Origin of the sequence: Nannocystis exedens, assembly GCF_002343915.1 — a bacterium.
GTDB classification, from domain to species: Bacteria; Myxococcota_A; Polyangia; order Nannocystales; family Nannocystaceae; genus Nannocystis; species Nannocystis exedens.
In genome coordinates, this window is sequence record NZ_NETK01000001.1 from 5,066,914 (window position 1) to 5,086,300 (window position 19,387).

At 71.7% G+C, this 19,387-nt stretch carries 16 protein-coding genes; 8 read left to right on the top strand and 8 right to left on the bottom strand.

Annotated features, from left to right (window positions below; all coding sequences use genetic code 11):
- Positions 1-145: 145 nt before the first annotated feature.
- The 3 genes from uvrB to NAEX_RS19920 form a co-directional block, all read right to left on the bottom strand.
- Positions 146-2,275 (bottom strand): excinuclease ABC subunit UvrB, encoded by a 2,130-nt coding sequence (uvrB, locus tag NAEX_RS19910; RefSeq protein WP_096329071.1) that lies wholly within the window; start codon positions 2,273-2,275, stop codon positions 146-148.
- Between the two features lie 58 nt (positions 2,276-2,333).
- Positions 2,334-3,329 (bottom strand): cytochrome d ubiquinol oxidase subunit II, encoded by a 996-nt coding sequence (locus NAEX_RS19915; protein WP_096329072.1) that lies wholly within the window; start codon positions 3,327-3,329, stop codon positions 2,334-2,336.
- A gap of 196 nt (positions 3,330-3,525) precedes the next feature.
- Positions 3,526-4,872: a cytochrome ubiquinol oxidase subunit I gene (locus tag NAEX_RS19920; RefSeq protein WP_096329073.1), complete on the bottom strand. Its 1,347-nt coding sequence runs from the start codon at positions 4,870-4,872 to the stop codon at positions 3,526-3,528.
- A gap of 95 nt (positions 4,873-4,967) precedes the next feature.
- On the opposite strand from NAEX_RS19920, the gene NAEX_RS19925 reads away from it, so the two are divergent.
- On the top strand, positions 4,968-5,693 hold the full coding sequence (locus NAEX_RS19925; protein ID WP_096329074.1) for a thiamine phosphate synthase: 726 nt from the start codon (positions 4,968-4,970) through the stop codon (positions 5,691-5,693).
- Positions 5,694-5,822: 129 nt separating this feature from the next.
- Positions 5,823-6,017: a hypothetical protein gene (locus NAEX_RS19930; protein WP_096329075.1), complete on the top strand. Its 195-nt coding sequence runs from the start codon at positions 5,823-5,825 to the stop codon at positions 6,015-6,017.
- A gap of 226 nt (positions 6,018-6,243) precedes the next feature.
- Here NAEX_RS19930 and NAEX_RS19935 read toward each other — a convergent pair whose 3' ends face one another.
- The gene (locus NAEX_RS19935) at positions 6,244-7,443 is read right to left on the bottom strand and encodes an acetyl-CoA C-acetyltransferase (protein WP_096329076.1); all 1,200 of its coding nucleotides are present in this window, start codon (positions 7,441-7,443) and stop codon (positions 6,244-6,246) included.
- 297 nt (positions 7,444-7,740) lie between these two features.
- Between NAEX_RS19935 and NAEX_RS19940 the strand changes: the two genes are divergently transcribed.
- Positions 7,741-8,325: a hypothetical protein gene (locus tag NAEX_RS19940; RefSeq protein ID WP_096329077.1), complete on the top strand. Its 585-nt coding sequence runs from the start codon at positions 7,741-7,743 to the stop codon at positions 8,323-8,325.
- An 88-nt stretch (positions 8,326-8,413) separates the two neighbouring features.
- Here the strand turns inward: NAEX_RS19940 and NAEX_RS19945 are convergent, their stop codons facing one another.
- Complete coding sequence (locus NAEX_RS19945; protein ID WP_096329078.1) at positions 8,414-10,057, bottom strand: alkaline phosphatase family protein; 1,644 nt, start codon at positions 10,055-10,057, stop codon at positions 8,414-8,416.
- Positions 10,058-10,239: 182 nt separating this feature from the next.
- Positions 10,240-10,467, bottom strand: coding sequence for a hypothetical protein (locus tag NAEX_RS19950; protein WP_096329079.1), 228 nt, complete (start codon positions 10,465-10,467; stop codon positions 10,240-10,242).
- Positions 10,468-11,059: 592 nt separating this feature from the next.
- On the opposite strand from NAEX_RS19950, the gene NAEX_RS19955 reads away from it, so the two are divergent.
- The 4 genes from NAEX_RS19955 (at position 11,060) to NAEX_RS19975 (ending at position 16,150) form a co-directional block, all read left to right on the top strand.
- Positions 11,060-12,970, top strand: coding sequence for a serine/threonine protein kinase (locus tag NAEX_RS19955; protein ID WP_143140454.1), 1,911 nt, complete (start codon positions 11,060-11,062; stop codon positions 12,968-12,970).
- 239 nt (positions 12,971-13,209) lie between these two features.
- Positions 13,210-14,097, top strand: coding sequence for a tetratricopeptide repeat protein (locus tag NAEX_RS19965; RefSeq protein WP_096329082.1), 888 nt, complete (start codon positions 13,210-13,212; stop codon positions 14,095-14,097).
- Positions 14,098-14,138: 41 nt separating this feature from the next.
- Positions 14,139-15,377 carry an aspartate aminotransferase family protein gene (locus NAEX_RS19970; RefSeq protein ID WP_170135856.1) on the top strand — a complete coding sequence of 413 codons (1,239 nt, stop codon included), beginning with the start codon at positions 14,139-14,141 and terminating at the stop codon, positions 15,375-15,377.
- Complete coding sequence (locus tag NAEX_RS19975) at positions 15,374-16,150, top strand: TlpA disulfide reductase family protein (RefSeq protein WP_143140453.1); 777 nt, start codon at positions 15,374-15,376, stop codon at positions 16,148-16,150. Before NAEX_RS19970 ends, NAEX_RS19975 begins: the two co-directional genes overlap by 4 nt.
- Here NAEX_RS19975 and NAEX_RS19980 read toward each other — a convergent pair.
- Together NAEX_RS19980 and NAEX_RS19985 are read right to left on the bottom strand one after the other, a co-directional pair.
- On the bottom strand, positions 16,147-16,524 hold the full coding sequence (locus tag NAEX_RS19980) for a hypothetical protein (RefSeq protein WP_096329085.1): 378 nt from the start codon (positions 16,522-16,524) through the stop codon (positions 16,147-16,149). The genes NAEX_RS19975 and NAEX_RS19980 overlap by 4 nt on opposite strands.
- Complete coding sequence (locus tag NAEX_RS19985) at positions 16,521-17,462, bottom strand: FHA domain-containing protein (RefSeq protein ID WP_170135857.1); 942 nt, start codon at positions 17,460-17,462, stop codon at positions 16,521-16,523. The genes NAEX_RS19980 and NAEX_RS19985 overlap by 4 nt, the downstream gene beginning before the upstream one ends.
- Before the next feature lie 380 nt (positions 17,463-17,842).
- Between NAEX_RS19985 and NAEX_RS52165 the strand changes: the two genes are divergently transcribed.
- The gene (locus NAEX_RS52165; RefSeq protein WP_177325903.1) at positions 17,843-19,369 is read left to right on the top strand and encodes a hypothetical protein; all 1,527 of its coding nucleotides are present in this window, start codon (positions 17,843-17,845) and stop codon (positions 19,367-19,369) included.
- Positions 19,370-19,387 lie beyond the last annotated feature (18 nt).

Below are 19,387 nucleotides of genomic sequence, written 5' to 3' on the forward strand. Positions count from 1 at the left end.
CTGGCGGGCGAGATCGGGGGTCGCTTCGGACATGTTCTAAAGGGCAGGCGTGCTCGTACGGCCGGGCGCCGCGGTGTAGCGGCGCTGGTGATGCTCGCGGACGGGGTCGTGGGTCGAGTCGGGCATGGCGCTTCAGGGGCAGAGGTCAGGCGACGAACTCGAGGCGCCGCGCCTCGAGCACGCGGATCCGGTCGCGGATCTTCGCGGCCTCCTCGTAGCGGAGCGCCTTGGCGAGCTCGACCATCTGCGCCTTGAGCTCGCCGATCCGGGCGTCGAGCTCACCCGGCAGCAGCTCGCCGTCGGTCAGCGGGCCGAGGCCGACCGGCAGCTCGTTGACGGGCGCCTTGGCCTGCTTGCCGCGGGCCGGCGTGGCTTCGGGCTTGGCCTCGGCCTCGAGCGGGTTGATGGCCGCGTGGGTGCTGCGCGGCACGATCCCGTGCTCCTTGTTGTACGCGGCCTGGACCTCGCGGCGGCGCTGGGTCTCCTCGATGCACGCGCGCATGCTGTCGGTCATGCGGTCGGCGAACATGATGACCGTGCCGTGGAGGTTGCGGGCCGCGCGGCCGCAGGTCTGGATCAGGCTCTTGTACTCGCGGAGGAAGCCCTCCTTGTCGGCGTCGAGGATGGCCACCAGGCTGACCTCGGGCAGGTCGAGGCCCTCGCGCAGGAGGTTGATGCCGATCAGCACGTCGAACTCGCCGCGCCGCAGGCCGCGGAGGATCTCGACGCGCTCGAGCGTCTCGACGTCGGAGTGCAGGTAGCGGACGCGCAGGCCGAGGTCGCCGTAGTACTCGGTGAGGTCCTCGGCCATGCGCTTGGTCAGCGTGGTGACGAGGACGCGCTCGTTCTTGGCGATCCGCGCCCGGATCTCCGCCAGCAGCTCGTCGACCTGGCCGGCGATCGGGCGCACCTGGATCTCCGGGTCGAGGAGGCCGGTCGGGCGGATGATCTGCTCGACCACCACGCCCTCGGTCTTGCGCAGCTCGTACTCGGCCGGGGTCGCGCTCATGAAGATGACCTGGTGGAGCCGGCTCTCCCACTCGTCGAACTTGAGCGGGCGGTTGTCGAGCGCCGAGGGCAGGCGGAAGCCGTGCTCGACCAGGGTGGTCTTGCGGCTGCGGTCGCCGTTGTACATCGCCCCGACCTGCGGGATGGTCTGGTGCGACTCGTCGACGATGGTGAGGAAGTCGGGCGCGAAGTAATCGATCAGCGTCGGCGGCGGCTCGCCCGGCTTGCGCATGGTGAGGTGGCGCGAGTAGTTCTCGATGCCGGAGCAGAAGCCCATCTCCTCGAGCATCTCGAGGTCGAACATGGTGCGCTGCTCGAGCCGCTGGGCCTCGACCAGGCGGATCTTCTCCTTCAGCTCGACGAGGCGGTCGTGCAGCTCGAGCTTGATGCTGTTGATCGCCTTGCGCAGCTGGGAGGCCGGGGTGACGTAGTGGCTGGCGGGGAAGATCGTGACCCGCTGCATGGTGCCGCGCACGGCCCCGCGGAGGGCGTCGACCTCGCGGATCGCCTCGACCTCGTCGCCGAAGAACTCGATGCGGATCGCCTTCTCGTCCTCGTAGGCCGGGAACACCTCGACGACGTCGCCGCGCACGCGGAAGGTGCCGCGGTGGAAGTCGATGTCGTTGCGCTCGTACTGCATCTCGATCAGGCGCCGCAGCAGCTGGTCGCGGTCGAGGCTCTCGCCGACCGAGACGGTGGCGACCATGCCGTAGTAGGCCTCGGCCGCGCCGATGCCGTAGATGCAGGAGACGCTGGCGATGATGATGACGTCGCGCCGGCTGAGCAGCGAGTACGTGGCCGCGTGGCGCAGGCGATCGATCTGCTCGTTGATCATCGAGTCCTTCTCGATGAACGTGTCGGTCGACGGCAGGTAGGCCTCGGGCTGGTAGTAGTCGTAGTACGAGACGAAGTACTCGACGGCGTTGTCGGGGAACAGCGCCTTGAACTCGCCGTAGAGCTGGGCCGCGAGGGTCTTGTTGTGGGCGAGGATCAGCGTCGGCCGCTGGACCTGGGCGATGACGTTCGCGATCGTGAAGGTCTTGCCCGAGCCGGTGATGCCGAGCAGGTGCTGGTACTTGTCGCCGCGCTGGACGCCCTCGACGAGCTGCCTTATCGCCTCGGGCTGGCCGCCCGCGGGCTTGAACTGGCTGACGAGGCGGAAGGGCCGGTCGGCGGCGATCGTCGGCTTGACCGCGCTGGCGAGGTCCCACTCGATGCCGGGCTCGTTGACGGGGACTTGTTGACTGCGGGCGCGGCTGCGGGCCATGGGGAGCGAAGATTAGCAGCCGGGCGGGCCGGCGCGAGTCCGCGCGTATGAACGAAGCTCACGCGGCCCGACGGCGCTTGAACACGACGAACAGGTAGGCCAGCGAGGGGAACAGCACGAGGCCGCCGACGGCGAGGGCGACGAGGATCGGCGTCAACACCGAGGCCGGCGCGGCCGTGCCCGCGATCGTGTAGCCGGGATAGGCGAGGTAAGGGTACTGCGCGACGGCCCAGCCGACGACGATCAGCGTCACCTGCGCCATCGCGCTCGCGCGCGCGAGGGCGTCGCGGCGGGTCCACAGGCCGTAGATCGCGGTCACGGCCGCGAAACCGGTGGCGAGGTGCAGCGGGGTGGCCCACGGGCTGACCGAAAGGTCATGTCGGATCACGGGCGGCGCGACGAGGTAGGCCACCAGCGCGGTCGCGCCGACGGCCACCGCCGAGCCGAGCGCGCGGGCGCGGAAGTCGGCGCGCAGCTCGGGGTCCTCGGCCTCGCGCACGAGGTAGACGGCGGCGAGGAAGGCGAACAGCGCCAGCGTGAACAGGCCGACGGCGAGCGGGTAGGGGGCGAGCCACTCGGACAGGAAGTCGGTGTCGACGAGGCCGGTCGCGCGGTCGACGTCGAAGCCCGTGCCGAGCGCGCCGAGGACGACGCCGAGGGTGATCGGCGTGAGCAGGCTGGCGACCGCGAACACGCCGCCCCAGCGCAGCGCGCCGCGGCCGTGGAGGGGGTCGTAGTGGCTGAACACGAAGGCCGAGCCGCGCAGGACGATGCCCACCAACATGAGCGCGAGCGGGAGGTGCAGGGCGGTGCAGACCGCGGCGAAGGCGGTGGGGAAGCAGACGAAGAGGAGGACGATCAGGAGGATCAGCCACACATGGTTGGCCTCCCAGATCGGTTTGATGGAGTCGTCGATGAGCCGCCGCTGGGCGTCCTTGCGCGGGCCGGCGGCCAGGAGCTCCCACACGCCGCCGCCGAAGTCGGCGCCGCCGGTGAGGGTGTAGAGCACGAGGGCGACCAGCATGACGCCGGCGATCATGAGCTCGGGGGTCATGCGGCCTCCGAAGATGTTCCATAAGGCATGTCTTGAGGGACATGCTGCAGGAGGACGCCGGCCGCGGGCGGCTGAACGGATGGGCGCCTTTGCAGGCGAGCGTCGCCAGCGGCGTAGCGACGGGAGCGGAGGCCGGCGCTGCCGGGGGCCCGGCAGCGGTCGGGGGCCGCTTCGTCGCCGCGGAGTTGCGAAGAGGTCATCGAGGCACCTCCGCGGAGGTCCTATCGGACATGTCGTATGGGACAGCTTGCCGACGATCGGCGGCGAACACCACGCGGCGCAGCAGGACGATCACGGTGACGCCGAGGAGGACGTAGAGGCCGGTGAAGGCGAGGAAGGGGATGACGAGGTGGGGGGTCGGGGTGACGGCGTCGGCGGTGCGCAGGATGCCCTGGACGATCCACGGCTGGCGGCCGACCTCGGTGACGGTCCAGCCGGCCTCGATGGCGACGACGCCGAGCGGGGCGCTGACGACGAGGAGGCGCAGGTACCAGGCGGGCAGCTCGCGGCGGCGGGCGGCGAACACGGCGCCGATGCCGGCGACGGCGATCATGACGAGGCCGCAGCCGACCATGATCTGGAAGGCGACGTGGACGACGGCGACCGGCGGTCGCTCGTCGCGCGGGAACTCCTTCAGGCCGACGACCTCGGCGCGCGGATCGCCGTGGGCGAGGAAGCTGAGCAGGTAGGGGACCTCGATCGACCAGCGGGTCTCCTCGGCCTGTTCGTCGGGCCAGCCGAAAATCCGGAAGGGCGCGCCGCGCTCGGTGTCCCAGTGGCCCTCCATCGCCGCGAGCTTGATCGGCTGGTGCTCGGCGACGTGCTTGGCGGCGACGTCGCCGGTGATCGGCTGGAGCAGGGCGAAGGCGGCGCCGACGGCGAGGGCGATCTTGAGGGCCGGGCGGTGGAGCTCGCGCCTGACCCCGCGCAGCAGCATGGCGGCGTGGATGCCGGCGACCGCGAAGCCGACGCTGGCGAAGGCGGCGCAGGTCATGTGCAGCACCTCGCTGAAGGCGGCCGGGTTCCACATGGCGGCGAACGGATCGACGCCGGTGACGCCGGCGGCGGGGCTGCCGGTGAAGCCGGTCGGGGTGTTCATCCAGGCGTTGGCGCACAGGACGAAGGCGGCGCTGGCGGTGCCGGCGAGGAGGACCATGACGCCGCTGAGCAGGTGGACGCGCGGCGAGACGCGGTCGCGCCCGTAGAGGAAGATGCCGAGGAAGATCGCCTCGAGGAAGAAGGCGAAGCCCTCGAGCGAGAACGGCATGCCGATGATCGGGCCGGCGAAGGCCATGAACTGCGGCCACAAGAGGCCGAGCTCGAACGACAGCACGGTGCCCGAGACGGCGCCGACGGCGAACATGATCGCGGTGCCCTTCGACCACCGGTCGGCCAGCTCGCGGTAGATCGACTCACCGGTGCGCTGGTGCAGCCGCTCGGCGATCACCATCAACAGCGGCATCGCCATGCCGACGATGGCGAACAGGATGTGAAAGGCCAGCGACATCGCCATCTGGGCGCGGGCGGCGAGGAGGTCGGTCATGAAGCCTCAGCGCAAGAGTACGATCGGGCGGAGATCGGGCGAGGCAGGACGTCGCGGGCTTGTGCAGGGCCGTCGCGGGGTGCTAAGCCGGAGAGATGCGGGCGCGAGTTCCGGCGTGGCGAGGCCTGTACGCGATCCTCGATCTGCCGCACGCGGGTGGGCTCGAGCCGGCGGCGGCGCTGGCCGGCCTGCTCGGGGTCATGGAGATCGGTCCGGAGAAAGCTCCCACGATCGTGCAGCTGCGGGCCAAGCAGGCCGACGCGACGGAGCGCGGGCGGCTGGTGCGTGAGCTGGCGCCCATGGTCCGCGCGGCGGGAGGTCTGCTGATCGTCGACGATGACGTCGAGGCGGCGATGGCGGCAGCCCACGGGGTCCACCTGGGCCAGGAGGACATGGCGGAGCGGACAGGTGACCGGCCGTGGTCCGAGTGGCTCATGGAGCTGCGTCGCGCGGCGCCGCCGGGCTTCTTGATCGGGCTGTCGACGCACACCCGCGCCCAGGTCGAGGCCGCGGCGGGGCTGGACGTCGACTACATCGGCTTCGGGCCGATCCTGCCGACCCGCTCCAAACTCGCGCAGGAGCCCGCTGTCGGCTTCGAAGAGCTGGAGCGGGTGTGCGCCGTGTCCCCGCACCCGGTGGTTGCGATCGGTGGCCTCGGAGCCGAGGAGGCCCTCCGGTGCGCACGGGCGGGAGCGGCCGGCGCGGCGATGATCGGCGCGCTCGTGGGCAGGACCCAGGCAGAGGTCCGCGCGCGGGCGACGGACCTGGCGGCGGCGATCCGGCACGCGATTGACGCGCTCGGTCAGCCGACCCGCCGGTAGGCGAGCGGGCCGCCCGAGGGCTGGCGCACAGACCGGCGGTTATGCCGCGAACTTGCAGCCCCGACCGATCGGGGGCATCACAGAAGGGTGCAGCTGGCGGGCGATACGGCGGGTAGGGCAGTGCGTCGCATGGCGACGTCCGCCGAGCCCGGTCGCGAGGTGGTCGACGTGTTCGTCGCGCGTCGCCACGTCCGCACCGGCCCGCTGCACGTGCGGCCGCTCGGGGAGGTCGACGACCGCTCCGGCCTCGAGACGCGGCTGCCGCTGCTGATCCTGCTCGGCCTCGGGGTCCTCGTCGGCGTGCAGGTCTATCTCGCCGTGTAGCGGCTGCGCTCGTCGTCGCAGCGAGTGGCTGACGGCTCGGCCCGCTGCTCGGCTCGCGCTTTCGCGCGCGCGCCGTTCGTCGTCGCCGGGCCTCCTACATGGGCGCGAAGCAGGGTTCGTGGCTCGGAGGGCGGACGAGCGGAAGGCCCTGTCCTGACGAACAGGGCCTTCGGCGCATGCTCCCGAGGACATGCCGCAAGGGACATGGCCCTTGCGACAGGAGGGGTTAGCTGTTCTCGAGCACGAGGGCGATGCCCTGGCCGCCGCCGATGCAGGCGGCGCCGACGGCGTAGCGGCCGGAGCGGCGGCGGAGCTCGTGGACGAGGTGGGCGGTGATGCGCGCGCCCGAGGCGCCGAGCGGGTGGCCGAGGGCGATGGCGCCGCCGTCGACGTTGGTCTTGTCGCGGTCGAGGCCGAGCTCCTTCTCGCAGGCGAGGTACTGGGCGGCGAAGGCCTCGTTGATCTCGAACAGGTCGACGTCGCCCTGGGCGAGGCCGGCGCGGGCGAGGGCGCCGCGGATCGCGGGGACCGGGCCGATGCCCATGATCGTCGGCTCGACGCCGGCGACGTGCCACTGGACGATGCGGGCGAGCGAGGTGAGGCCATGGCGCTTGACGGCCTCCTCGCTGGCGAGCACGAGCGCGGCGCCGCCGTCGCAGATGCCCGAGGCGTTGCCGGCGGTGACGACGCCGTCCTTCTTGAAGGAGGCGGGCAGCTTGGCCATGGTGTCGAGGTTGGCGTCGCGGCGCGGGTGCTCGTCGACGGCGAACTGCGTCGGGCCCTTCTTCGACTTGATCTCGACCGGCGCGAGCTCGGCGTCGAAGCGGCCCGCGTCCTGCGCGGCGGCCCAGGTCTGCTGCGAGCGCAGGCCGTAGGCGTCGCACTCGGCGCGGCTGATGCCGTACTTCTCGGCCAGGTTCTCGGCGGTGATCGCCATCGAGCAGCCGGCGTACGGGTCGGTCAGCGAGGTCCACAGGCTGTCCTCGAGCTTGAGGTCGACGCCGAGCCGCGCGCCCCAGCGCAGGCCGCGGCCGACGTGCGGGGCCTGGCTCATGCTCTCGGCGCCGCCGACGAGCGCGATCTCGGCGTCGCCGACGAGGATGTCGTGGGCGCCGCTGACGACCGCCTGGAAGCCCGAGCCGCACAGACGGTTGACGGTGAGCGCCGGGACGGGGATCGGGACGCCGCTCTTGAGGCCGACGTGGCGCGCGAGGTAGATCGCGTCGGCCGAGGTCTGAGCGACGTTGCCGAACACCACGGTGTCGACGACCTCGGGGCTGACGCCGCCGGCCTGCAGGGCGGCCCTGGCGGCGACCACGGCGAGGTCGGTCGCGGTGAAGTCCTTCAGCGCGCCGCCGAAGGTGCCGAAGGGCGTGCGCTTGGCCGCGACGATGTGAATGGCGCGAGAGAGTGGCTTCTTGGTCATACGTGGGCTCGTTGCTCGAAGTATGCGGGAGGGGTGCAGACCGCGAAAGGTTGAGCATCCTCACGGTTTGCGCTTCAATCTCGGAGGTTGCTGCTCTCGATCTTCATCGCGACCTCGATGCTCCACGCCTCGCCCGCTCCGCAGTCGATGCCGGAGCCGGCGCCCGCGCTCGGCACCCTGTCGGTCGCCCCGCCGAAGTCGACGCTGCAGCGACTTGAGGTTCCGCAAACCCCCGCGAGCGCGTCCACGCCGCGCCCGTCGGCACGCGAGAGGCTGCGGCGGTACCTCACTCGTCCGGTGGCGCGCTCGGTCCGCTACCTCGACCACGGGGTGATCGGGGTGGGCGTGGCGCTGGGGCTGCCGGAGCTCTACCGCGTCGAGCTGCAGCTCGGGCTGCTCGACCACGTGACGCTCGGGGCGACGGCACACTGGCTTCCGGGACAGGTGCGGCCGAACTGGTCGCCGAAGGCGGCGGTGGCGTTCTACCGCGGGCGCCTGCTCGAGGTCGGGGCGTTCTATCAGCAGGTGCTGTACCCGCCGACGCGCGACGACGGCGACCCGCAGACGATCGAGTTCCAGCGCCGGGCCCAGTACTTGATGGCGAGCGTGAGCCTGTCGCAGGCGTGGCTGACCGGCGGCTTCGACATCGGCTGGGCCCGCGGCCGCGAGGCGCAGGCGCTGCTCACCGCGGAAGACCTCGAGAACGGCACGGCCTTCGTCGTCCGCGACCGCCTCGGCGGCGGACTCCACCTGCGCTTCGGCACCCGCCGCGTCGGGGTGACGATGCAGGGCTGGTACCCGTACCTGGCGGCCGAGCTGGTGCTCGACGTCCGCTTCGGCGCGTTCGAGATGCGCCGGCGCGGCGGCTGGCGCGAGCTTTGAGCTGTCCGGTGGGACAGGTGCGAGGTGACTGTCCCTCGGGACATGCCGCGCGCGCCGGGTCGATGCGGCGACTCGGCTGTCCCGAAGGTCAGGCGCGGAGGCGGGCGACGCCGAGGCGCTCGGCGTGCTTGAGCAGGCGGAAGGTGGCGGCCACCTGCCTGGCGCGGAAGTTCTCGTCGAGGGTGACGCCGAGGCGGTCGAACAGCTCGTGCTGGCTGGTCGAACGGCCGACGCGGGCGGTGATCTGGTCGATCGAGACGTCGACCAGCGGGACCGGCGGACCCGGCTGGGGGTCGTTCAGGTACTCGGGGTTGATGCACGACGAGACGTCGTTGGCGGTGGCCATGCGGTCGTTGAGGGCGGGGAGGCCGAAGCGACGCATGAGGGTGGCGCCGACCGAGCAGTGCTCGAACTGGGTGCTGACGACGCAGCCCTTGCGAACGCGCGGGCCGATGACGAGCGAGGGCACGCGGAAGCCCAGCTGGGTGAACTCGGGCTCGTCGTCGACGGTGGTCGGCGGGGCGACGTGGTCGTAGAACCCGCCGTGCTCGTCGTAGGTGATGATGAACAGGGTCTTCTCCCAACCCGGGCCCTCGGCGAGGGCCTTGTAGATCGAGCCGATCAAGATCTGCCCGAGCTGGATGTCGTGGTCGGGGTGGTCGTCGTTGGAGGTGAAGCCGGGGTCGATGACGGTGAAGTTGGGCAGCGCGCCGGCGGCCGCGTCGGCGAAGAAGCGGTCGAGGTCGTTGGGGTTCGTCAGCGCGTCGAGGCTGAAGCCGTCGACGCCGTCCGCCAGCTTGCCCCACACCGTCGGGACCAGCGGGAAGGCGCCCGCGACCCACGGGACGTCGGTGAAGTAGATCCGGCTGGTCAGGCCGGCGTCGTCGCAGGCGTGCCACAGCGTCTGCAAGAACGGCGAGGGGAAGTTGCTCTTGCCGCCGTCGCTGCTGCAGGCGTGGACGTAGTAGCGGTTCGGCCAGGTCGGGCCCATGACCGAGCAGAACCACCGGTCGCACAGGGCGAAGTTGTCGGCCAGCGCGTAGAGCACGGGGATCTGCTCGCGCACGTGGTAGCCCATGACCTGCTCGCCGAAGCCCGGGTTCTTCTTCTCGTTCTCGAACACGAACCCGTTGCACTCGCCGAGGTTGAACTGCGTGTGGCACTCGTCCCACTCGTGCGGCGGGTCCTTGGGCTGGAAGTCGTCCAGCTTGTAGACCGTGACGTCGCCGAGGCCGATGCTCGGGTTCCACTCGTCGCCGTTCAGCCCGTCGACGACCCGACCCTCGAGGAACTTGAGCGCGCCGAAGTAGTGGTCGAACGAGCGGTTCTCCATCACCAGCACGACGATGTGCTCGATGCCGGCGAGCAGCTCCTCGGGGCTGAGATCGCTGCCGGCACACTCGCTGACCGGCGACTCGGTGGTCGACTCGCCGGTGTCGTCGCCGGTCGTGGTCGTCGTATCGTCGCTTGTGGTGGTCGAGCCGGTGCTGCCGGTGTCGCTGTCGCTGCCACCCGAGGTGGTCGGCACGCCGGTCGTGCTCGAACCGTCGCCGCCGGTGGTCGTCGAGGTTCCGGTGGTCGGATCGGTCGAACCACCGTCGGTGGTGCCGCTGGGCCCGCTGCCGTCGTCACCGCAGCCGAACGCGGTGGTGCCGACGAGGGCGCCGATCGTCTGCAGCGCACGTCGCCGGGAGAACCGTGTCCGGGCCGCCCGCAGGTACTTCTTCGTCATTCGCCGGCGAGACTACCGCCTCGATCCGCCGGCCGACAGACCCGCTGGGGCCGCTGCCTGGAGCTACGCGAAGGGTCGCGACCGCGTGTCGTCGGGAGGCGGCGAGCGCGGCGCCGCGCGAAGAAGGGATGTCGTCGCGCGCGCTCGAGCAGGGGCGAAGGGTCGGCGACGACAGCGCAGAGCTAGAAGGTGAAGTGCTGCGAGACGATGTCCTCGTTCTCGATCAGCTTGGTCGTGGGCCGAGGCTTGACGACGGTGGGTACCGGCACGCCGGCCGCATCCAACTTTTCCGCAATAATCTCTTCGAGATACCCGCTGACGCTGAGACCCGTGGACTCGCAATAGTCCTTGAGCCGCTGATAGGTGATGCCCTTGACCGAGATGCTCCTGCGGGTCTGTCGCTTCGCCATGCTGTCCTCCCTTCGCCTGGTGGCTCCTGCTCTCCAGCCTCTACGTCAAGCGCTCTCCGCACGCAAGGCCCATTCCACACTGCCCTAGGATGCGCGAGGGGCGCAACCCGGTGGAGACCGCTGTCACGTCCTTCAAGTATGGAATATCGCTAGCAAAACTGTGTCTCCGTGAGGCTCGATCTCTTTGGTGGATCGGTCGAGGTCGAGCATGGTGGATCACAGATATTTTATGGCGCCGGAGAGATCTCGGAGATCTCCTCAGCTATTTTAACCTAGCTGTGAGCCCCGCAGCAAGGGGCAAGTTCGGCTCGGGCCCGCGGCCAAACACCGGGCACCGTGATGTGAAATACAGAAAAATCGCCGCAATGAACAGGTGCGAATTCTGACCTTCCGCAGCTGCGGAGGTTCACGCTTCGGCGGCGCTCCCCGAACACACGTCGCCGACGGGCACGTACGCGGCCTCGGGAACGAAGTCGTCAGCGAACGTCGAGGTGACACGGGTTGCGTGGAATGCGTGCTTCGTCGGGCTCACCGTTCGCTGCGGCGGCGGTGAGCGAGGGCTCCGGACCGCGGACGTGATCACACCCGGGGATTGACGTATCGTGCCACCATCGCCCTGTTCGGGGGTGTTCGCACCGTGCCCTCGTCGGTCCGCACCATGGAGCTCGAACCCGAGACGAAAGTGTTGCCGCGCGGCAACGCCGACGTCGCGCCGCCGCCACCCGGCGAGGCGAGCGGCTCGCTGCACGCGCTGCAGCGGATCGGCCGCTACGAGGTCGTGCAGCGGCTGGGGCACGGCGGCATGGCGACGGTGTACCTCGGACGCGCCACGGGCTCCGCAGGTTTCGAGCGCGTGGTCGCGATCAAGGTGATTCACCAGCACCTGGCGGCCGAGCCCGAGTTCGTCGGGATGTTCCTCGACGAGGCCAAGATCGCGGCGCGGATCCACAGCCCGCACGTCGCCGGCATCCTCGACCTCGGCGAGGACGCTGGCTTTTACTTCATGGTCCTCGAGTACATCGACGGCGAGACGCTGTCGGCGCTGCTGCGCCAGCTCCGTCCCGCCGACGAGCGGCTGCCCCTGGCGGTGGCCCTGCAGATCCTCGCCGACGCGTGCGAGGGCCTGGTCGCGGTCCACGGCCTCCGCGATCCGGACGGCCGGCCCTACGGGCTCGTCCACCGCGACATGTCGCCGCAGAACCTGATGGTCAACTTCGACGGCTGGACCAAGATCGTCGACTTCGGCCTCGTCAAGGCGACCGGCCTGCGCAACAGCAACCACACCGGGCATCTGCGCGGCAAGCTGGCGTACATGGCGCCCGAGCAGGCCCGCGGCAAGCCGCTGTCGGCCGCCGCCGACCTGTTCGCGCTCGGCGTGATCTTCTGGGAGATGCTGACCGGCCGGCGGCTGTTCGCCGGCGAGGGCGACGCCGAGACGCTCGAGAACGTGATGCGCTGCGAGGTGCCGCCGCTGCGCGACTTCCGGCCCGACCTGCCGCCCGGGGTCGAGGCGCTGCTGCGCCGCGCGCTGGCGCCGACGCCCGAGGAGCGCTACCCGAGCGCCGAGGCGATGCTGGCCGACATCCGCGCGCTGCTGCGCGAGTGCGGCGACACCAGCGAGCCGCGGCGGGCGCTGGGGGCGATCATGCGGCACCACTTCGCCGAGCAGGCGAAGTACCGCATGGCGGCGATCCGCGGCGCCTCGCGCGGCGAGCTGCGGGTCCGGCCGGCGCACATCGGCTCGGCGCCGCTGCCGGCCGCCGAGCTGTCGCCGCCGCTCGCCACCGCCGACGAGCAGACCCAGACGCGCGTGCTGGCCGAGCCGCGGGGGACGGCACCTGTCTCGGACGACATGTCCTCGCCGACAGATCGGCTGGCGGTCGTGCCGACGCGGCGGCCCTGGGTGTTGTGGTTGTCGCTGCCGCTGGTGGGCGCCGCGGTGGCGGCGGTGCTGCTGCTGTTCTTGCTGCCGCGCGCCGGCTCGCCGCAGCCCGAGCCCGCGCCCGCGCCCGCGCCCACGGTGCCGCAGACGCAAGCGCAGCCGCCCCGGCCGGCGACGGTGGTGTGGTTCTTCCAGACCGATCCGGTCGGGGCGACGGTGACGATCGACCAGGGCCCCGAGTCCGTGCTCGCCGCGCTCGCGCCGCAGCTCGAGGGGCAGGTGACGCCGCTGCGCCTGGTGGTGCCCTACGACGATCAGGCGCAGCTGCAGCTGACGGTCACCCACGAGGGCTACAGGCCGACCAAGCGCAGCCTGATCCCGATGAACAACGAGAACTTCATCGTCGAGCTGCAGCCCGAGACGCCGAAGCCGGTGCCGACGGTCGCGCCGGTGACGCACACGCTGGCGAGCCCGGGCCCGAAGAAGAAGCCGCCCAGCGCGAAGAGCCCGGCCGCCGGCGCACAGGAGCCGGCGACGCCGCCCGCGAGCAAGGGTGAGAAGGGCGAGGAGAGCGAGCTCAAAGACGAGCCGATCTTCAGCCCCGTCAAGGGTGGCGGATGAGGCGAGGCCGCTCGCGATGGCGCGGGGCCGTGGCCGTGCTCTGCGCCGCGGAGCTGACCGTCACGCCGGCCGTCGCGCGCGCGCAGGAGCCGGTCCCTCCGTCGCCGCAAGAGTCGGTCGCGCCGTCGTCGGCTGCGCCACCGGCATCGGCGGCGCCGATTTCGCCGCCGCCGGCGTCATCGTCGCCGTCGCCGCCGGAGAGCGGGACGGAGGCGGCCTCGCCGAACGCGGGGCCGTCGGTGCCCGACCAGGCGGCCGCGCTGGTGTACTTCCGCGAGGGCAAGCGGCATTACAACGAGCGCCGCTACGCCGAGGCCGCGCAGGCGTTCGCGCGCTCGCTCGAGGCGGCGTGGTCGATCAACGCGGCGTACAACAAGGCGCTGTCGCTCGACCGCGCCAGCGACCTGGTCGGGGCGCTGCAGGCGTACCGCGACTACCTCGAGCACGCCGAGACCCAGGACCAGCACCGCGCCACCGCGATCGAGCGCAGCGAACAGCTGCGGCAGCGGCTCGGCGAGGTGCTGCTGCAGATCGACAGCCCCGAGGCGATCCGCGAGATCCGGATCAACGGCGACGTGGTCGACAAGGACACCTTCCCGCGGCTCGTGCTCCCGGGTCCGCTCGACGTCGAGTTCGTCGGCGAGGCGCCCGGGCAGCGCAAGCACATCCGCGCCGACGTGCGCGCCGGCGGGGCGGTGACGATCGTGTTCCCGGGGTTCGTGCGGCCCGAGGTGCGGTTGCCGGACACGGTCAAGCCTCCCGCGGGGCCCCAGGTCCCGGAGGAGTCGCGGCGGGTCAAGGGGCTGCGGGCGGGCTTCTGGACCACGACGTCGCTGGCGCTCGCGGGCGGCGTGACGGTGGCGATCCTCGGGTCGCGCGTGCTCGTGGCCCGCGACCGCGCCCATGCCGGGTGCGACGGCCTGTGCGAAGAGGGCGAGAAGCCGGCGCTCTATCGCACGTTCTCCGCGCTCCAGGACGCCACGAACGTGGCGATCGGGGTGACGGCCGCGGTCGGGGTGGCTGCGCTGGCCCTGGGCCTGGTGCTGCGCCGCGAGCGTGCGCGCCGGCCGGTGGCGACGCGGGCCGACCTGCGCTGGCTCGGCGCGACCGTCGAGCTCACGTTCTGAGGCGCTTGCACCGGCGCGCCCGGGCTGCCATGACTCACCCCATGCAAGAGCTCCGGTGGCCGACCTATGCCCTCCGCGACCTCGTCCTCGACGCCGCGGTGCCCGACGAGCGCGGCTCGCTGCGCGTGCGCGACAGCGCCGGGCGCGTCTACCTCGACGCGGTGAACGGCGTCGGTTGTGCCCCGCTCGGGCACGCGCACCCGCGGTGGGTCGAGGCCCTGACGGCGCAGATGCAGCGGCTGAGCGCGGCCGCCAACTCGTTCAGCACAGAGCCGCAGCGGCGCTTCGCAGCGGCGTTGGTCGCCCGCATGCCGGTGCCGGACGCGCGGGCGTTCATCGCCACCACCGGCACCGAGACCACCGAGGCGGCGATCAAGCTCGCGCTGCGGGCGACCGGGCGCAACACGATCGTCGCGTTCGAGCGGGCCTTCCACGGCCGCTCGCTCGGGGCGCTCGCCTGCACGGCCAACACCGCCTACCGCCACCCGTACGTGCGCTGCCTCGGCGAGAGCGAGCCCGCCGAGCCGTTCGCCACCGCGCGGGTGCTGCGGCTGCCGTTCGGCGATTTCGACGCGCTGCGCAGGGCCTTCGCCGAGCACGGCGCCGCGATCGCGGCGGTGTTCATCGAGCCGATCCAGGGCGAGGCCGGCGTCTACCCGGCCTCGCGCGAGTTCCTGGTCGGGCTGCACGGCCTGTGCCGCGAGCACGGCGCGCTGGTCGGCGCCGACGAGGTCCAGAGCGGCTTCGGCCGCACCGGCTCGTGGTCGGCGTGGGCGCACATCGTCGGCGACGACCCGGCGCTGGCGCCCGACCTGATGTGGATCGCCAAGGCCCTGGGCGGCGGGTTCCCGATCGGTGTGTGCCTCGCCCGCGGCGACCTGGCGCAGGCGATGGGCAAGGGCACCCACGGGACCACCTTCGGCGGCAACCCGCTCGCCTGCGCCGCGGGGCTCGCCACCATCGACATCCTCGAGCGCGACGGCCTGCTCGCCGCCGCCGCGGCGCAGCTGCCGACGCTGCAGGCGATCGCCCGCGAGGAGCCGTGCGCGCGGGTCCACGAGATCCGCGGCCACGGGGCGCTGATCGGCGTGCAGGTCGGCAAGCCCGGCGAGCAGATCGGCACCGCCGTCGGCGACCGCATGATGCGCGACCACGGCGTCCTCGTCACCGTCTGCGGCGGCCACACGATCCGCCTGCTGCTGCCCTACCGCGCCGGCGCCGACGAGCTGCGCGAGGTGTGGCGCGCGATCAGCCGCTCGCTGGAGTCCGAAGCAACATGATCCTCAAGCAATGTTCTAAAGTACATGTCCTGGCGGCCATCTCGATGCTCGCGCCCGCGTGCAAGCGCGAGGCCAGCGAGGCGCCCGAGTCGACGGCGGCGCCGCAGACCGAGCCGCCGGTCCAGGAGACGGCCCCGGCGCCGGCGAGCGAGGCCGCCGGGGCGCCCGCGAGCGACACGCCCGCGCCGTCCGCCGACCCGCCGGCGGGCGAGGCCGTGGCCGCGAACGAGCCGGCGCCGACGAGCGTGGCGGCCGTGCCGGCCGCCGACAAGCCGGCGGCGATCAGCGCCCTGCCCGCGCCGCTGCACGCCAAGGTCGACGAGTCGTGCGGGCGCGACGCCGGCGTCGGAACCAACGCGCTGCCGTTCGCGCTCAAGACGGCCGACGGCAAGGACATCAGCATGGCGAGCCTGCGCGGCAAGGTCGTGCTGCTCAACTTCTGGGGCACGTGGTGTAAGCCCTGCCTCAAGGAGCTGCCGGAGTTCGACCGCCTGATCCGCCACTACAAGAAGAGCGGCGCCGTGCTGGTCGCCGTCGCCACCGACACCGAGCCGCAGAAGGTGCTCGAGTTCGCCAAGGAGCGGAAGATCTCCGCCAAGCTGGTGCTCGGCGGCGAGGACCTGGCCAAGCAGTACGACAGCCCGAACTTCCCGTTCTCGTTCGTGGTCGACGACAAGGGCACGATCCGCGGCTCGTACCGCAGCTACAAGCCGGAGTGCATCGGGCGGATCGAGCAAGACATCCGCACGAGCCTCGAGCAGCGCAAGCGCTAGCGCGTCGGCTCGACCCGCAGGCCCGCGGCGACGATGAAGGCCGGCGGGCTGCTGTCGTCGTGCGCGCGGAGCATGAACACGTGCAGGCCGGCGAGCGCCGCCGGCGCGAGCGACGGCAGGTGCCTGGCGACGTCGCCCGTGAACAGCTGCAGCGTCGTGCCCCACTCGAGGTGCAGCGGCATCTGCACGTAGGTCGGCTCGGCGAAGCAAAGCCGCCCGAACGGCGGCAGCGAGGGCGGCGGCCACTCGCAGTGATGGACCTCGAGCACCAGCGAGTCGCCGCCCGTCGCGACCACGCGCGCGGCCGCCAGCGGGTGCGCTCGCAACAGTTCGTTCGCCGCCGCGAGGGCCTCGGCGAGCTGCGGCGGGCTCACGGGTACTCGACGACTCGCTTCTTGCGCAGCTCGACGATCAGCTTGGTGAGGGCGAGGTCGTCTTGCGGGTACGAGTCGAGGATGAACGACCAGGTCCGGCCCTCGGCGAGGTCTTGCACGACGTCGAGCTGCTCGGGCGGGAGCGTGTGCCAGCGGACGGGCGACGGCTGGACCAGCGACACCTCGGCGCCGTAGGTCGGCACGGGTGTCTTTTCGGCCAGGTGGAGGATCTCGTCCTGCTGGCGGGCCGACTCCATCAGGATGTGTTCGATGGCGCTCTTGATCTCCTGCGCCGGCGCTTGCTCGGGGGCGGCGTTCTCGAGCGCGAACGTGCCGCGCTTCCACGCCAGCATGCGCATCAGCGCCTTCTCGGGCAGCAGCGCCGCGGCGCTCTTGTCGATCGTCGCCGAAAACGCGTAGCCCTCGCGGAGGTAGACGCGGCCGGTCTGCACGGTGTCGAGGTTGCGGACGTTGAGGGTGCCGGTCTTGCGGCTCGCCGCCAGCCACTGCAGCACGTCGACCAGCGGGATCTCCTCGATGCTGCCGGTCATCGAGCGGTTGGAGAAGTCGACCGTGGTCGGCGCGCGGCGCTTCTTCTCGCCGGCGCGAGGGGCGGCGCCCACCTGGCTCGGCCTGGCGACGACCACGCTCATGAGGCTGCCGCCGATGGAGATCCGGTCGCCGGCGCGGAGGCAGTGGCGCTGGATGGGGTTGCCGTTGACGTGGACGCCGTTGCGCGAGCCGAGATCGCGGACCCACACGCGCTGGCGCTCGGCGAAGAAGCGGGCGTGCTTGCGGCTCACGGCGTCGTCGGCGAGCACGAGGTCCGAATCGCTGCTGCGGCCGACGATGTAGTGGTCCTTGTCGGGGTCGAGGGGAAACTCTTCGCCCTTGTATTTGCCTGTCAGGAACTTGAGGACGTGAATTTCCGCACTCATGAGCGCACCCTCGAGCATAGGTTTGGAGCCACACCCACGTCAACGCTGCGCGGTGGCGGATGAGGGGAATCAGGACGCACGGTCGGGGGCGCGGCACCCGTGACGGCGCACACGGGTCTCGAAGCGAGCTCGTGCTGCGCGGCGCCACCGCTCGTGGTGGGCGTTGAGGCGGTGTTAGCGCCCGTTCGTGGCCCTGCCTCCCAATAAACGCTAGGCTTGGGCGTCAACCTCGGCACCTTCGCCGAGGTGGAGTCACGGTCATGAACAAGCGTCCCTGGATCGGCCCTGTGAGCGCACTGGCGCTCGTGCTTTCGTTCGCTGGCGGTTGCACGCGGAACGTCGGGGCCGGAGCGGTCCATCCGGACGAGATCCCGCGGACCGTGGCCGCGTCGCCGGCGGCCTACGAGACGGTGTACGTGCAGAGCGAGTCGTACGCCACGCCGACGGGGGCGCCGCAGGCCAACGGTTACGCGATTCCGGGCGAGGCGCCGGCCGATCCGGCGGCGCAGACCGAGGCCAACATCGAGAACCCGCCGGGCCTGGTCGGCACCGAGACGCTCAGCGACGGGCAGCAGGTCAAGGTCGTGACGTACGTTCACACGTACCCCGAGCCGATCGAGACCTACCCGCGCGTGTACTGGTCCAATCGTTGGTATTACAACATCAACGGCAACTTCGTCTACTACAGCCCCTACTACAACAGCTGGGTGTACTACTGGGGCCCGCCGACGCCGCTGGTCTACGCGTGGAACTACTACTACCCGTGGGTCCCGTACTCGTACGGCTGGGGCTTCTACGGCCACGGCTGGTACTGGGGCGGTCCGGGCTACTGGGGTTACCACGCGTGGGGCATGCCGCCGTCGTACTATTACAACTACTACCCGCACGACCCGGGCTCGGTGCGGCACACGACCCCGAGCCAGGGCGGGCCGACGGGCAGCACGCGGCACACGATGAACGCGTCGCAGGGCGGCCCGACCGGGAACCAGGGCTTCGGCGACAAGCTCAGCCGGCCGGGCGGCAACAACGGCGGGATGTCCCCGGGGTCAGGTCGGCCGACCGACCTGGCTGCGGGTCCGCAGGGCGGGGGCCTGGGCGCGGGTGCCAGCGGGCCGCGCGGGCTCGCGGCGGCGCCCGAGGGCGGTCGCGGCGGCCTCGGTCCGGGTGGGCAGGCGAGCGGTCCGTCCAACCTCGCGGCTCCGAGCACGCGCCCGAGCCAGCTGCCCCAAGGGCCAGGTTCGTGGACGTCGGGCGGCACGCGCACGGTCGCCGGCGCGAGCGCGAGCTACCCGAGCATGCCGATGTCGGGCGGCGCGCGGCCGGGCGGCGAGGGCGGCGGCGGCCGCGGTTACATGGCCCCGGGGGCAGGTAACCTGTCGGCCGGCGCGGCCAAGAGCGCGGGCGGGATGAACGCGACGTACCGGCCGACCTACGCGCCTCCGGGCACGAGCGGCGGCGGCGAGCGCGGGACGATGGCCGCCGGGGCGGCGCGGCCGAGCAGCGCCGGCGGGTTCGCGTCGTCGCAGGCGACCTACGTGCCGGCGACCTCGGGCTCGCGCGGCGGGCCGCGCAGCGCGACCAGCTCGTTCGGCGACGGCGGCGGCTGGGGCGGCTCGCGTGGCACCGGCCCGACCTTCAGCGGCGGGGGCTTCAGCGGCGGCGGCAGCCGGGGCAGCTTCAGCAGCGGTGGCTCGAGCGGCGGCTTCAGCGGAGGCGGCTTCAGCGGCGGCGGGGGCTTCGGCGGCAGCCGGGGCGGCTTCAGCAGCGGCGGCGGGGGCGGCTTCGGCGGCGGAGGCGGCGGCGGCGGAGGCTTCGGCGGCGGAGGCGGCGGCTTCAGCGGCGGCGGAGGCGGTCGCGGGGGCGGCGGAGGCGGAGGCTTCGGCGGCGGCGGCGGTCGCGGCCGCTGAGCGAACGAAGGCTCGCTT